At 68.0% G+C, this 13,204-nt stretch carries 15 protein-coding genes; 9 read left to right on the top strand and 6 right to left on the bottom strand.

The window, feature by feature from the left end:
• The first annotated feature begins 30 nt into the window (after window positions 1-30).
• Window positions 31-993: a class 1b ribonucleoside-diphosphate reductase subunit beta gene (nrdF, locus tag O6P37_RS16580; protein WP_408633189.1), complete on the top strand. Its 963-nt coding sequence runs from the start codon at window positions 31-33 to the stop codon at window positions 991-993.
• 124 nt (window positions 994-1,117) lie between these two features.
• Window positions 1,118-1,570 (top strand): hypothetical protein, encoded by a 453-nt coding sequence (locus tag O6P37_RS16575; RefSeq protein ID WP_269895108.1) that lies wholly within the window; start codon window positions 1,118-1,120, stop codon window positions 1,568-1,570.
• Here the strand turns inward: O6P37_RS16575 and O6P37_RS16570 are convergent.
• Complete coding sequence (locus tag O6P37_RS16570) at window positions 1,542-2,168, bottom strand: TetR family transcriptional regulator (RefSeq protein ID WP_269895107.1); 627 nt, start codon at window positions 2,166-2,168, stop codon at window positions 1,542-1,544. The two genes, O6P37_RS16575 and O6P37_RS16570, sit on opposite strands and share 29 nt — an antisense overlap.
• A gap of 111 nt (window positions 2,169-2,279) precedes the next feature.
• Here O6P37_RS16570 and O6P37_RS16565 point away from each other — a divergent pair, with 111 nt between their 5' ends.
• The 4 genes from O6P37_RS16565 to O6P37_RS16550 are packed head-to-tail and all read left to right on the top strand — an operon-like array spanning window position 2,280 to window position 6,206.
• Window positions 2,280-3,110 carry a mycofactocin-coupled SDR family oxidoreductase gene (locus O6P37_RS16565; protein WP_269895106.1) on the top strand — a complete coding sequence of 277 codons (831 nt, stop codon included), beginning with the start codon at window positions 2,280-2,282 and terminating at the stop codon, window positions 3,108-3,110.
• Between the two features lie 6 nt (window positions 3,111-3,116).
• Complete coding sequence (locus O6P37_RS16560; RefSeq protein WP_269895105.1) at window positions 3,117-3,929, top strand: mycofactocin-coupled SDR family oxidoreductase; 813 nt, start codon at window positions 3,117-3,119, stop codon at window positions 3,927-3,929.
• A 13-nt stretch (window positions 3,930-3,942) separates the two neighbouring features.
• Window positions 3,943-4,755 (top strand): carboxymuconolactone decarboxylase family protein, encoded by an 813-nt coding sequence (locus O6P37_RS16555; RefSeq protein ID WP_269895104.1) that lies wholly within the window; start codon window positions 3,943-3,945, stop codon window positions 4,753-4,755.
• Window positions 4,752-6,206 (top strand): aldehyde dehydrogenase family protein, encoded by a 1,455-nt coding sequence (locus O6P37_RS16550; RefSeq protein ID WP_269895103.1) that lies wholly within the window; start codon window positions 4,752-4,754, stop codon window positions 6,204-6,206. The genes O6P37_RS16555 and O6P37_RS16550 overlap by 4 nt, the downstream gene beginning before the upstream one ends.
• A 2-nt stretch (window positions 6,207-6,208) precedes the next feature.
• Here O6P37_RS16550 and O6P37_RS16545 read toward each other — a convergent pair whose 3' ends face one another.
• Complete coding sequence (locus O6P37_RS16545) at window positions 6,209-7,489, bottom strand: cytochrome P450 (RefSeq protein WP_269895102.1); 1,281 nt, start codon at window positions 7,487-7,489, stop codon at window positions 6,209-6,211.
• A 250-nt stretch (window positions 7,490-7,739) separates the two neighbouring features.
• Between O6P37_RS16545 and O6P37_RS16540 the strand changes: the two genes are divergently transcribed.
• Window positions 7,740-8,342: a TetR/AcrR family transcriptional regulator gene (locus O6P37_RS16540; RefSeq protein ID WP_269895101.1), complete on the top strand. Its 603-nt coding sequence runs from the start codon at window positions 7,740-7,742 to the stop codon at window positions 8,340-8,342.
• 13 nt (window positions 8,343-8,355) lie between these two features.
• Here O6P37_RS16540 and O6P37_RS16535 read toward each other — a convergent pair whose 3' ends face one another.
• Together O6P37_RS16535 and O6P37_RS16530 are read right to left on the bottom strand one after the other, a co-directional pair.
• Window positions 8,356-9,195: a mycofactocin-coupled SDR family oxidoreductase gene (locus tag O6P37_RS16535; protein ID WP_269895100.1), complete on the bottom strand. Its 840-nt coding sequence runs from the start codon at window positions 9,193-9,195 to the stop codon at window positions 8,356-8,358.
• A 3-nt stretch (window positions 9,196-9,198) separates the two neighbouring features.
• On the bottom strand, window positions 9,199-10,008 hold the full coding sequence (locus O6P37_RS16530; RefSeq protein ID WP_269895099.1) for a hypothetical protein: 810 nt from the start codon (window positions 10,006-10,008) through the stop codon (window positions 9,199-9,201).
• Between the two features lie 328 nt (window positions 10,009-10,336).
• Between O6P37_RS16530 and O6P37_RS16525 the strand changes: the two genes are divergently transcribed.
• Together O6P37_RS16525 and O6P37_RS16520 are read left to right on the top strand one after the other, a co-directional pair.
• Window positions 10,337-10,528, top strand: a complete 192-nt coding sequence (locus tag O6P37_RS16525) for a hypothetical protein (RefSeq protein ID WP_269895098.1) — start codon at window positions 10,337-10,339, stop codon at window positions 10,526-10,528.
• Between the two features lie 194 nt (window positions 10,529-10,722).
• Window positions 10,723-11,682 carry an alpha/beta hydrolase gene (locus tag O6P37_RS16520; protein WP_269895097.1) on the top strand — a complete coding sequence of 320 codons (960 nt, stop codon included), beginning with the start codon at window positions 10,723-10,725 and terminating at the stop codon, window positions 11,680-11,682.
• A 57-nt stretch (window positions 11,683-11,739) separates the two neighbouring features.
• Here O6P37_RS16520 and O6P37_RS16515 read toward each other — a convergent pair whose 3' ends face one another.
• Complete coding sequence (locus tag O6P37_RS16515; protein ID WP_269895096.1) at window positions 11,740-12,786, bottom strand: NAD(P)-dependent alcohol dehydrogenase; 1,047 nt, start codon at window positions 12,784-12,786, stop codon at window positions 11,740-11,742.
• Between the two features lie 93 nt (window positions 12,787-12,879).
• Window positions 12,880-13,155 (bottom strand): YciI family protein, encoded by a 276-nt coding sequence (locus O6P37_RS16510; protein ID WP_269895095.1) that lies wholly within the window; start codon window positions 13,153-13,155, stop codon window positions 12,880-12,882.
• Between the last annotated feature and the right edge of the window lie 49 nt (window positions 13,156-13,204).

The raw sequence follows: 13,204 nt of genomic DNA, 5'->3' as shown, positions 1-13,204 counted from the left end.
TGGTGAAGTGGGGTTCTGGTGAGCGATGGCATGAAGTTGGTCGACCGCGTCTCGGCGATCAACTGGAACCGGGTGCAGGACGAGAAGGACGCCGAGGTCTGGGACCGGCTGACCGGTAACTTCTGGCTGCCGGAGAAGGTCCCGGTGTCCAATGACATCCCGTCCTGGAACACGCTCAACGCCCACGAGAAGCAGTTGACGATGCGGGTCTTCACCGGCCTGACCCTGCTCGACACCATCCAGGGCACCGTCGGCGCGGTCAGCCTGATCCCCGATGCGCTCACCCCGCACGAGGAGGCGGTCTACACCAACATCGCGTTCATGGAGTCGGTGCACGCGCGCAGCTACAGCAACATCTTCTCGACGCTGTGCTCGACGGCCGACATCGACGACGCGTTCCGCTGGTCGGAGGAGAACCCGAACCTGCAGCGCAAAGCCGAGATCGTCATGCAGTACTACAAGGGCGACGAGCCGCTCAAGCGCAAGGTGGCCTCCACGCTGCTCGAGAGCTTCCTCTTCTACTCCGGCTTCTACCTGCCGATGTACTGGTCGAGCCGGGCCAAGCTGACCAACACCGCCGACATGATCCGGCTGATCATCCGTGACGAGGCCGTGCACGGCTACTACATCGGCTACAAGTTCCAGCGCGGCCTGGCCCTGCACGACGAGGCGACCAAGGCCGAACTCAAGGACTACACCTACGAGCTGCTGTTCGAGCTCTACGACAACGAGGTCGAGTACACCCAGGACCTCTACGACGAGGTGGGCCTGACCGAGGACGTCAAGAAATTCCTGCGCTACAACGCCAACAAGGCCTTGATGAACCTCGGCTACGAGGCGCTGTTCCCGCGGGACGAGACCGACGTGAACCCGGCGATCCTGTCGGCGCTGAGCCCCAACGCCGACGAGAACCACGACTTCTTCTCCGGCTCCGGGTCCAGCTACGTCATCGGCAAGGCCGTCGTCACCACCGACGAGGACTGGGACTTCTAGCGCAGGCTTTATAGCGCGCACGACGGCGTTCCGCCGGCAAACGACAAATCGCCCGAAATCGGCCATCCGGAGCCGCGGGTCGTGGAAGCATCACGACCCGACAAGGATGTCGACTCGAATCGGGATGACCATGGTTGGAACATTCCTCGCGGCGTCGGCGGCAGTGATCGCCGTGACCGCGTATCCCCTCGCCGCGCAGGCGGGCGCCGCCGACGGTGACCAGGTGGTTCGCGTCCAGGACGGCAAGCTCAGATGCCTCATCAGCACCGATGACGTCCCGCGCGGCGGCGGGCCGATGGCGGTGTGTGGGCTGTCGAACGGCCAGCCCTTCGGCACGTCACCGGCGGTCGCCCGCTACTCCCCGCAGCAAAGCCTCGCCGTGGTCCGCGGCACGGGCGAGAGGTTCTGGTTCAGCGGGACGCTTCCTCCCGCTGACGGCGATGTCGTGCTGGGTCCCGGTGAGACCTACCGCGTCAACGGCTGGACGATCCGCAACGACCCCTTCAAGGCGTTCATCGTCAACGACTTCTACGAGCACGGGATGACGATCAACGAGACGGAGATGCGTCAGATCTGACCGACGCCGTCCCGGTCGCCTGGTAGCCGGCCGTGAGCCAGTAGACGGTGCGGTCCAGGCTGGGGAGGATGTCGGTGATCGCGATCTCGCCCGCCGCGAACCGGCCGAGCAGCCCGTAGATCACCGTCGACAGAATGGTCTCGAGATCGCGGACGAATGCGTCGTCGACGCCCGCGAGCACCTGCATGAACGACGGAACGGTGATGTCGAGACCGCGGCGGAAGATCTGCTGTCCGCGCGGCGCGGCGCGGGCCCGGAAGAACGCCGTCAGCATCGCCGGATGGTGCTCCCACGGCTCGAAGATGGTGCGCAACAACCGCATCATCCCGTCGTAGACCGACTCGCCGGGGGCGGGACTCTGATGCACCAGGCCCGAGTACCGATGCTCGTCCATCCAAGAGTGCAGCGCCGCGATGATCAGTTCGTCGCGGTTCGGGTAGCGCTTGTAGATGGTGGCGAGCGACGTCCGGCTGCGACGGGCGACCTCGCGCAACTGAACCGCGTCATAGCCCTCGGTCTCGAGCAGTTCGGCGACGGTGTCCAGGATGGCGTCGCGGCCCTCGGCGCGTCGCGCGTCGGTGCTCTCCGCGCTGGCCACCTGATGAACCTCCCTTGCCGTCAGTGGGTAACGCGGTTACTGTACCCGGTGTAACACGGTTACTCACGTCACGCCGCCTTCGGTATGTGACCAGCGCAATGGAGCGGATACATGGGTTCTCTGGACGGCAAGGTCGCATTCATCACGGGCGTCGCACGCGGCCAGGGGCGCAGTCACGCCGTGTGCCTCGCGGCAGACGGCGCCGACATCATCGGTGTCGACATCTGCGCCGACATCGCGTCCAACGGCTACCCGATGGCCAGCCGCGAAGAACTCGACGAGACGATCGCGCTCGTCGAGCGAGCCGGGGGCAAGATGCTCGGGTCGGTCGCCGACGTCCGCGACTACGCCGCCGTCGACGCGGCGCTCACCGCGGGCGTTCAGCACTTCGGCCGCCTCGACATCGTCTGCGCCAACGCGGGTATCGCAATTATGGCGTTCCGCGAACTGACCATCGAGGAAGAACTCGAGCAGTGGACCGACGTGCTCGACGTCAACCTGGTGGGCGCGTTCCACACCGCGAAGGCCGCGATTCCGCACCTGATCGCCGGCGGCCGGGGCGGGTCGATCGTCTTCACCAGTTCCACCGCGGGCCTTCGCGGGTTCGGCGGCCTGCAGGGCGGCGGCCTCGCGTACGCCGCGTCCAAGCACGGCATCGTCGGGCTCATGCGAACGCTGTCCAATGCGCTTGCCTCCGAGAGCATCCGGGTCAACACCGTGCACCCGACCGCGGTCAACACGATGATGGCGGTGAATCCGGCGATGACGTCGTTCCTGGAGAACTATCCGGGCGGCGGCCCGCATCTGCAGAACCCGATGCCGGTCGGACTGCTCGAACCCGAGGACATCAGCGCGGCGATCGCCTATCTGGTGTCCGACGCGGCCAAGTACGTCACCGGGGTCACGTTCCCGGTGGACGCCGGCTTCTGCAACAAGCTGTAGGCCGCGATGACGTCAACACCCGGACGGGTCGCGGGCAAGCGGATCCTGGTCACCGGCGCGGGCCGCGGCATGGGCCGCAGCCACGCGGTGCGGCTGGCCGAAGAAGGCGCCGACCTCATCCTCGTCGACATCTGCGCGTCGCTGGCCGAGGTCGAGTATCCGCTGGCGACCCGCGACGACCTCGAAGAGACTGCGCGCCTGGTCGAGGAGCACGGCAGGCGCGCCCTGACCCACGTCGTCGACGTGCGCGACGCCGCTGCGCTGGCGGCCGCCGTGGCCGACGGCGTCGCGGAACTCGGCGGACTGGACGCATCGGTGGCCAACGCGGGCGTGCTGACCGTGGGCACCTGGGACACCACCACGCCCGAGCAGTGGCGCACCGTCGTCGACGTGAACCTGATCGGAACGTGGAACACCTGTGCTGCCGCGCTGCCCCACCTCGTCGACCACGGCGGCAGCCTGATCAACATCAGCTCGGCGGCCGGGCTGAAGGGCACGCCGCTGCACACGCCGTACACCGCGTCCAAGCACGGCGTGGTGGGGCTGAGCCGGGCACTCGCCAACGAGCTTGCAGCACAGAACATCCGGGTGAACACCGTGCACCCGACCGGGGTCGAGACGGGCATGCAGCCGGCGTCGCTGCACGGCCTGCTCGCCGATGCGAGGCCCGATCTCGTGCCGATCTTCCTCAACGCCATGCCGATCGTGATGGCCGAGGCGATCGACATCAGCAACGCGGTGCTGTTCCTGGCGTCCGACGAATCCCGCTACGTGACCGGCCTCGAGTTCAAGGTCGACGCGGGCGTCACCCTGCGATGAGTGGAGACTTCAGATGACGACGACGGGCGCCGAACGTTCGACCCGCGGCAGGCACGCGTTCTCCGACGTGATGACCTTCACCGCCCCCGACGACATGACACCCGCATCCATCGGGCTGGTCGACTTCGTCTTCGGCGAGGTCTGGGACCGGCCGGGACTCAGCCGCCGGAACCGGCGGTTCGTCACGCTGCCCTGCGTCGCAGCCGCCGACGCCGAGGGCCCGTTGCGCGACCACGTCTACGCCGCACTCAACAGCGGTGATCTGACGATCACCGAGATGCGGGAGACCGTACTGCATTTCGCTGTTTACAGCGGCTGGCCGAAGGCCTCGCGGTTCAACATGGTCGTCGACGAGCAGTGGGAACGCATCCACCGCGAGCGCGGATCGCAGACCCCGCACCCGGACCCGCTGCTCCCACTGGTGACACCGAGCGATCCGGAGGACCGCCTCGTGAGCGGTGAACAGGCCTTCCGCGATGTCAACTGCGTGCCGTATGTGCCCACGCGTGACAACCCCTACTCCGGTGCGGGCATCCTCAACTTCGTCTTCGGTGAGATGTGGCAGCGCCCGGGACTGGGCATGAGGGAACGTCGCTTCGTCACCGTCGCGTGTGTGGCGTTTCAGGACGCGCCGTATCCGATCCTGAGCCACGTCTACGCCGCACTGAAGAGCCGCGACATCTCGTTCACCGAAATGGACGAACTGGCACTGCAATTCGCCGCCTACTACGGCTGGGCGAAGGCCTCGCAGCTCAACGACGAGATCGGACGGCAGAAGGAGCGGGTGCTCGAGGAGTGGCGGGCCGAAGGGGGCGTGCCGCAGTGAGCACCGCACTCTCGCTGCCCAGCGGTCTGCTGATCGACGGCGAACGCGTCACCCAGTCCTCCGGCGGCCGCCACGAGCACATCTACCCCGCCACCGGTGAGCCCAATGCCACCGTGACCCTCGCGGGTGCGGCCGAGATGGACCGCGCCGTCGCCTCCGCCTGGGAGGCGCACCGCGCCTGGATGTCGCTGACCGTGGACCGGCGTCGCGACCTCATGGTCGACCTCGCCGACGTCGTGCGCGACCACCTCGACGAACTCGCCCTGCTCAACGTGCACGACTACGCGGTGCCGGTGTCGTTCGCGGGCACCGCGCGAATGCTCGAGTGGTTCATCCGTCACTTCGCGGGCTACGCCGACAAGCCGCACGGCACCAGTTCGCCGGTCAACGGGTCCTTCGACGTCAATCTCATCGAGCGGGAACCCTACGGCGTGGTCGCGGTGATCACTCCGTGGAACGGTGCGCTGGCGGTCGCCGCGTCGTGTGTCGCGCCGGCGCTGGCCGCGGGGAACGCCGTGGTGCTCAAGCCCTCCGAGCTCGCGCCGATGGCTGCGCTGCGGTTCGGCGAACTCTGCATCGAGGCGGGCCTGCCGCCGGGTCTGGTCAACGTCGTCCCGGCCGGCGCCGAGGGCGGGGAGGCGTTGGTCCGCCACCCCGGCATCCGCAAGGTCCATTTCACCGGTGGCGACGCCACGGCACGCCGCGTGCTCGTCGCCGCCGCGGCGAACCTGACGCCGGTGGTCGCCGAACTGGGCGGCAAGTCCGCGAACGTCGTCTTCTCCGACGCCGACCTCGATCAGGCCGCAGCGTTGGCGGCCCATCAGGGACCGCTGATGCAGTCCGGGCAGAGCTGTGCCTGCGCCAGCCGCGTGCTGGTCCACGATGCGGTGTACGACGAGTTCCTCGAGAAGTTCCTCGCCGCGGTCGCCGCGGCCAAGATCGGTGACCCGCTGGACCCGACGGTGTTCTTCGGCCCGGTCATCAGCGCCGCCGCGGCTGACCGCATCCTCGGCGTCATCGGGGATGCGGTGGCGCAGAAGTCGGGTGAGCTGCTGCTCGGCGGCACCCGTATCGGCGGCGGACTTGCGCCGGGCTACTACATCGAACCGACCGTCTTCGGCGATGTCGACAATGTCTCCGCACTCGCACAGACCGAGACGTTCGGCCCGGTGGTCTCGGTCATCCGCTTCCGCGACGAAGCCGAGGCGCTGCGCCTCGCCAACGACACCCCCTACGGGCTGAACGCATTCGTCCACACCCGCGACCTCACCCGCGCCCACCGCGTCGCCCGGCGGCTGGAGGCGGGCTCGGTGTGGATCAATCAGCTGAGCATCATCTCCCCGCAGGGCCCCTACGGCGGCTACAAGAAGAGCGGGTTCGGCCGCACGGGTGGCCTCGATGGCCTCCACGAGTTCATGCAGGTGAAGAACATCCGCATCGGCATGGGCTGAGCTCACCCCGCCTGGGTGAACTCGATGTGCAGTTCGGTCAGCCCGCGGAGCAGGAACGTCGGCTCGTAGCCGTAGCGACGGCTGCCGGCGGGACCGTGATCGGATTCGCTGATGGTGATGTCCCGCATCCGGTCGAGGAGCCGGTGCACGGTGATGCGTCCCTCGACGCGGGCCAGGGGAGCGCCTGCGCAGGTGTGGATTCCCCGGCCGAACGCGATGTGTTCGCGGACGTTCTTGCGATCCAGCCGGAACTCGTTCGGCTCGTCGAACTTTCGCGGGTCCCGGTTCGCCGCGCCGAGGCAGAGCATCAGCACAGTGCCGGCCGGGATGTGCACCCCCGCCAGCGTCGTCGTCTTGCGGGCGAGCCGGAAGTCGACCTTGGTCGGGCTCTCGAGCCGGAGGGACTCCTCGATGAACGCCGGTATCAACTCCCGGCGTTCGCGCAGGATCTCCTGGAACTCCGGGCGGTCCCCGAGAGTCTGCACGGCCGCGCTCAACAACTTGGTGACGGTTTCCTGGCCGGCCGCGAACAGGAAGGTGGCCGGCTTGGCGACCTCGAGCACTTCAGGCACCGAACCGTCGGGATACGTCGCACACGCCATGCCGCTCAGCACGTCCTCGCGGGGCTCGCGCCGGCGCTCGGAGATGTACCCGCAGAACTTGTCGTCGAGGTACTCCAGCGGATTCAAGCCCACCGGTTCACCGTCGAGCGCGCCCACCCGGTTACCTGCCGGCTTCTCGGCGCCCAGGGCGCGACGGAACTCGGCGCGGTCCTCGGCCGGCACGCCCAGCAGGTCGGTGATCGCGAGCGTCGCGAAGGGGCGGGCGTACTCGGAGAGGAACTCGCATCTGCCGTTGGCGATGAACTCGTCGAGCTGGTCGTCGACCAGCCGCCACATGAACTCCTCGTTCTCCTGGAGCCGTCGCGGTGTCAGCAGCCTGCTCAGCAGCGACCGGGCCCGTTCGTGCGCGGGCGGATCCATGACCACCATGTGTTCGAAGATCGGGAACTCGTGCCGGTGTGCCTCGATCTGTTCGGTGATGTCGTCACCCTCGGGTTCGAACGGCAGCGGAGGGAACGGGCCGCCGATCGCATTGACCGCGGAGAAGGAATCGAAGTCCTTGAACGCCGCCATGACCTCCGCATAGCCCGTCACGGCCACCACGCCGTGGTGTGGTTCGCGGTACACCGGGCCATGGCTGCGGAGCCACTCGAGATAACCGTAGGGATCCTGGGCGGTCGCCGCGTCGGTGAAGTAGTCCACTGAAGCCAGATCGGTCATGCCGTCGCCGTCCTTCCGGTCCGGTCGTTCGATGAATGCTGCTCGGGTACAACGCTGATCGCGCCACACAGATGTGTATCGACGTGGACACGTCGAGCTGACGCAGACACCGGCGACGCCCTCCAAAAACTGATCGATCGATCAAATTCTGTGACTGGTCATGGATACCATGCGTCGATTACGGTGGTCAAGACGCGGGCCGCCGACGGCGAATCGCCCGATGCGACAACGGATCGTGGAGACTGCTGAGATGGCTGCCCCCGGAAAGCTGAAGGCGAAGGACGCCGGCGCACGGCTTCGCCTGATCGAGGCCACCGCTCAAATCATGCGGGACGAGGGCTATGCCGCGGCCACCTCGCGGCGGGTCGCCGCCGTGGCCGGCGTGAAGCCGGCGCTGGTCTACTACTACTTCGACACGATGGATGACCTGTTCCTGGCGGTGCTGCGGGCCGGAGCCGAGATCTCCCTGGCCGAGATGCGCAAAGCGCTCACCGAGGACAACCCCCTGCGGGCCCTGTGGGTGATCAACTCCGATCCCCGCCGCACCGGTCTGAACACCGAGTTCATGGCGATGGCCAATCACCGCAAGGTGATCGGCGCCGAACTGAAGGCCTACGCCGAGCGGGTGCGCGACATCGAGACGGCCGCGGTGACCGTCGCGCTGCGCACCCACGGCGTGGACCTCGAGGACTACCCGCCGGTCGTCGTCTCGATGCTGGTGGCGCAGATGGCACGCAGCCTGTGCAACGAGATCGCCATCGGTGTCACCGACGGGCACGATCAGATGCGCGCGTTCCTCGAACGCTTCCTGGCCCGGTACGACGGCGGCATGCCGTCAACGCGGAAGCCGTGACACCGCACCCGGGTCACTTCAGCATGCTGCCGGCGTCCACCGTCATGGGAAGGCCGGTCACGTAACGCGCCTCGTCGGAGGCGAGGAACAGCACGGCATTGCTGATGTCCTCGGGTTCGACCCATCCGACGGGCAGCACGTGCATCATCCTGGCGACCACCGCCATGTCGTCCGGTCCGGGCGCGTCCAGGTCGGGCCGGAAGAGGCGCATCGTCCCCTCGTTCATGAACATCGGGGTGTTGACGTTGGTCGGGTGCACGGAGTTGACCCGGATGGAATGCTCGCCCAGTTCGACCGCGAACGTCCGCATCAGGCCGACCACACCGTGTTTCGCAGCGATGTAGTGGCCGGTGTGCGGATAGGCCTTGAGCCCGCCGACCGAACTTGTGAGCACGATCGAGCCGCCGCGCCCACCCGAGAGAATGTGTGGCACACCGGCCTTGACCGTCTTCCACACCCCGGACAGGTTGACGTCGATCATGTCCTGCCAGTCCTGCTCGCTGGTCTTGTCCAGTGTCTGTCCGCCGTTGCCGATGCCTGCGTTGGCGACGATGATGTCCAGTCGCCCGAGCTGTTCGACACCGCTGTCCACGGCGGCCGCCAGCGCGTCGTAGTCGCGGACGTCGACCTCGGCGGTGACGATGCGGCGGTTATGCCCCTTGATCAGGTCGGCGGTCTCGGCCAGGTCGTCCGGTGTGGACGGCGGGATCACGCTGTTGCTGCTGACCGGCGCGCAGACGTCCACCGCGATGATGTCGGCGCCCTCCTGTGCGAGTCGCAGGGCGTGGCTCCGGCCTTGGCCCCGGGCCGCTCCCGTGACGAATGCGACCTTGCCCGCTACGCGGTCACCCATGCTCTACACCTCCGGTTGGCGCCGCACTCGGGCGGGCGACAGGAAACTGATCGATCGATCAGGACTCTGGCAGTGACGGGCCGCGGAGTCAAGGGGCGCTCGACTTCTTTTCGCGGGGGACCGGACGGGCGGAGTTCGCGTCAGACCGTCGCGCGCAACGCGAGCCGGCGCGCGGACAGCATTGCGTCCCACACCCGCTCGCCGGTGGCCGCCGAGATGCGTTCCGCCGCATCGAGCGCGGCCACTGCGTGCGCCCGGCCCCGATGAGTGGACTCGACGTCGGAGAGCAGCGCGTAGTACAGCGGCGAGAAGATCCGTCGTCCACCCCCTGGCATGCGCGGCGATCGCGTGGTGCATGTCCTCGGTGGTGTCGATGCTGTCCGGCCCCGTCGCGAGCGCCCAGCCGCGGATGAGCTGAGCGCCCGGAATGAACTGCTCGACACCGAGTTCGGTGAGCTCGCCGAGCATCGCGGACAGCTGCACCGCCGCGGTCCGGACGACCGCTGTGCCGAAACCGTCGTTGCGCGCGCCGCCCAGTGCCACCCCTCGCGCGATCGCCGACTCGGCCGCATCCAGGTCACCGCGCAGCGCATAAGCGTGGCACCCGACGCCGTAGGCGATGACGTCGAGCGAGGCCAGCGCGCCGTACCGTTCCCAGTCGGCCGGATGCTCCCAGAGTCGTTCAAGCGTGTCCACGCACGGGTCGAGCTGCCCGCGCATCAACTGCGCGAGTGCCCGGATGTAGTGCCCGGCCGATCCGGCGAGGCCGTCGCCGGCCGATTCGTGGTAGGCGATCAACCCCTCGGAGAGCATGCGCGCCTCGTGGTAGCGCCCCGATCCACAGGCTTCGAGGCACCATCGAACTCTGGCCGTTCATCACCGCTTCGACCGACGCCAGCTGCCTCCGCAGATCGGTCTCGCGTGCGGTGCGTCCGGGGTCGGCGGGCAGCCGGGCGCAGACCTCCAGTGCGCGCGGCGGTCCAGTTCGTCCACTTCGGCGTACATCGACCGCGTCCACGCATCACGGCGCGCCCCGTCGATGAGCGCGAGCGCGGTGTTCGGGTCGAGGGCGCCACCCGCACGCCAGGCATGCAGCGCCGTCGGCCGTCGCCTGCGGTGTGCGGCCGGCCGACGCCGCCGCATGGGCGCGCGCGAGTTCGGCATGGAGTTCGGCGCGGGCCACACCGGCGATCTGCGACGCGATCGCGCGCAGCGGGCGCTGGTCGCCGCCGGCCTGCCAGGTGGCGAGGATCAGCAGCGGCGCTCGGTGTACGGCGTCGGACAGCAGTTCGAGGACGTCGCAGGTGAGACCGTCATCGCGGTGACGTATTGATGACGTGAAGGGTTGGCGGCGTAACGGCGGGGTACCGGTGGGCGACAAAGTCCATGTCAACACCGAAACAGTCGGTCGTTGGGCTTTCGTCGCGGCGGATGCCAAGCAGCGGCATCCCGAGCCGGGTGACTCGTGAGCCGGGCCGCGTCCTGCGATGTGCCGCGCCGCGGCACCCTTCAGATGGAGCGTGAGAGATGACATCAATATCCCGATCGGTCCGCCGCTTCGCGGCGGGCGCGCTGGCGGCGCTCATGCTGCCGGCGCTCGTCGCGGTCGCCGGTGGGTCGGCCTCCGCGGCGGCGTACTCGAGGCCGGGCCTGCCGGTCGAGACGCTGATGGTGCCGTCGGCGGCGATGGGCCGCGACATCCCGGTGAAGTTCCAGGGTGGCGGACCGAAGGCGGTCTACCTGCTTGACGGGCTGCGTGCCCGCGACGACAACAGCGGGTGGGACATCGAGACCGCCGCGTTCGAGAACTACTACCAGTCGGGCCTGTCGGTCGTCATGCCGGTCGGCGGCATGTCGAGCTTCTACACCAACTGGCAGAGCCCGGCCGTCGGCAACGGCAGGACGCAGAGCTACCAGTGGGAGACGTTCCTGACCTCCGAGCTGCCCGCCTACCTCTCGGCCAACAAGGGCATCTCGCCCAGCGGAAACGCCGTGGTCGGGCTGTCGATGTCGGGTAGCTCGGCGCTGATCCTCGCCGCCTACCACCCGGGCCAGTTCTCCTACGCGGGATCGCTCTCGGGATTCCTCAACCTGTCCCAGGGCATCTGGCCGACGCTGGTGGGCTTCTCGATGCGTGACGCCGGCGGCTTCGACGCGACCGCCATGTGGGGGCCGGGCGGCGGTCCGGCCTGGCAGCGCAACGACCCGACGCTGCAGGCGGGTCGGCTGGCGGGCAACGGCACCCGGATCTGGGTGTACACCGGCAACGGCAGGCCGGGTGACCTCGGTGGCGGCGGTGACATCCCCGGTCAGTTGCTGGAGAGCATCACCCAGGACAGCAACCGGGCGTTCCAAGAGGCCTACACGGCGGACGGTGGCAGCAACGCGACCTTCAACTTCCCGGCCAACGGCACGCACGGCTGGGGCTACTGGGGTTCGCAGCTCAACGCCATGAAGGGCGACATCCAGCGCACGCTGGGCGCCTGAGGTTTCGAAGGCAACGGCCGGAGCGGACATCCGCTCCGGCCGTTGCCTTCGGTCGTCCTAACGCAGTGACGAGGTGTCGATGACGAACCGGTACCGGACGTCGCTCGCCAGCACCCGCTCGTAGGCCTCGTTGACGTACTCCGGCGCCACCACCTCGATCTCGGGGCGCACATCGTGCTCGGCGCAGAAGTCGAGCATCTCCTGGGTCTCGCGGATCCCGCCGATCAGCGAACCGGAGATGCTGCGCCGCCCGAAGATCAGCGCACCCGCAGGCACCGCCATCGGGTTCTCCGGCATGCCGAGCTCGACGAGGGTGCCGTCCAGCTTCAGCAGTTTGAGATAGTCGGCCAGGTTCAGGTTCGCCGACACGGTGTTGATGATCAGGTCGAAGGTTCCCGCCAGCTCCTTGAAGGTGTTCCGGTCGCTGGTCGCGCGGTAGTCCCGCGCGCCGAGACGCAGCCCGTCCTCCATCTTCTTGAGCGACTGGCTCAGCACCGTGACCTCGGCGCCCATCGCGACGGCCAGCTTGACGGCCAGGTGACCGAGCCCGCCGAGGCCGATGACCGCGACCGAGGTGCCCGGCCCGGCGCCCCAGTGCCGCAGCGGGGAGTAGGTGGTGATCCCCGCGCACAGCAGCGGCGCCGCCTCGTCGAGCGCGATGTTCTCGGGGATGCGCAGCACGTAGTTCTCGTCGACGACGATCGCTCCGCTGTAGCCGCCCTGCGTCGGCTCGCCGTCGCGGCCCACACCGTTGTAGGTGCCGACCATGCCGCCGCCCGTGCAGTACTGCTCGTTGCCGGAGCGGCACTCGGGGCATTCGCGGCAGGAGTCGACGAAGCAGCCGACGCCGACCCGGTCGCCCACCTGGTACTTGGTGACCTCGGAGCCGACCTCGGTGACCACGCCGGCGATCTCGTGGCCGGGCACGATCGGGTACTTCGCCGGGCCCCATTCGGAGCGAACGGTGTGGATGTCGGAGTGACAGATGCCGGCGAAATGGATGTCGAACGCGACGTCGTGCGGCCCGACCGGGCGGCGGGTGACGGTGGTCCTGGTCAGCGGCTCGGTGGCCGAGGTCGCGGCGTAGGCGGAGACGGTGGTCATGCAGTCCTCTTCGTGCTCGTCGATTTTCGAGTGCAACCGGGAACAACGGAGGCCGGCGGACGGATTAGTCCCGGCCGGGCTGTGAGATATCCCCTACAGGCCCGGCGCGCGGAAGGCGCCGTTGAACGACAGCCGCGTATACGACACCACGCCGGCCTGCTGATAGGGGTCGGCGGCAATCACCGCCTCGGCGTCCTCGACACCGATGTCACCGGTGACCAGGACGCCGCCGGCCTGGGACTCCTGCCGGCCGGCCAGCAGGAGGCGGCCCGCCGCGATCTCCTCTTCCAGCCACGCGAGGTGCGCGGGCCGGGTCTTGTCGATGACGTCGAGGGGCTGCTGGTAGGTCAGCGTGAGGACGTGAAACACGCCGACGACACTACTCGATCTCGCCACTTCACGATAAAGTCATGTCAGC

Origin of the sequence: Mycobacterium hippophais (genome assembly GCF_027529605.1) — a bacterium.
GTDB classification, from domain to species: Bacteria; Actinomycetota; Actinomycetes; order Mycobacteriales; family Mycobacteriaceae; genus Mycobacterium; species Mycobacterium arseniciresistens.
Note: the sequence above shows the minus strand (reverse complement) of the source record. Positions and strands in the feature narration are given on the sequence as shown.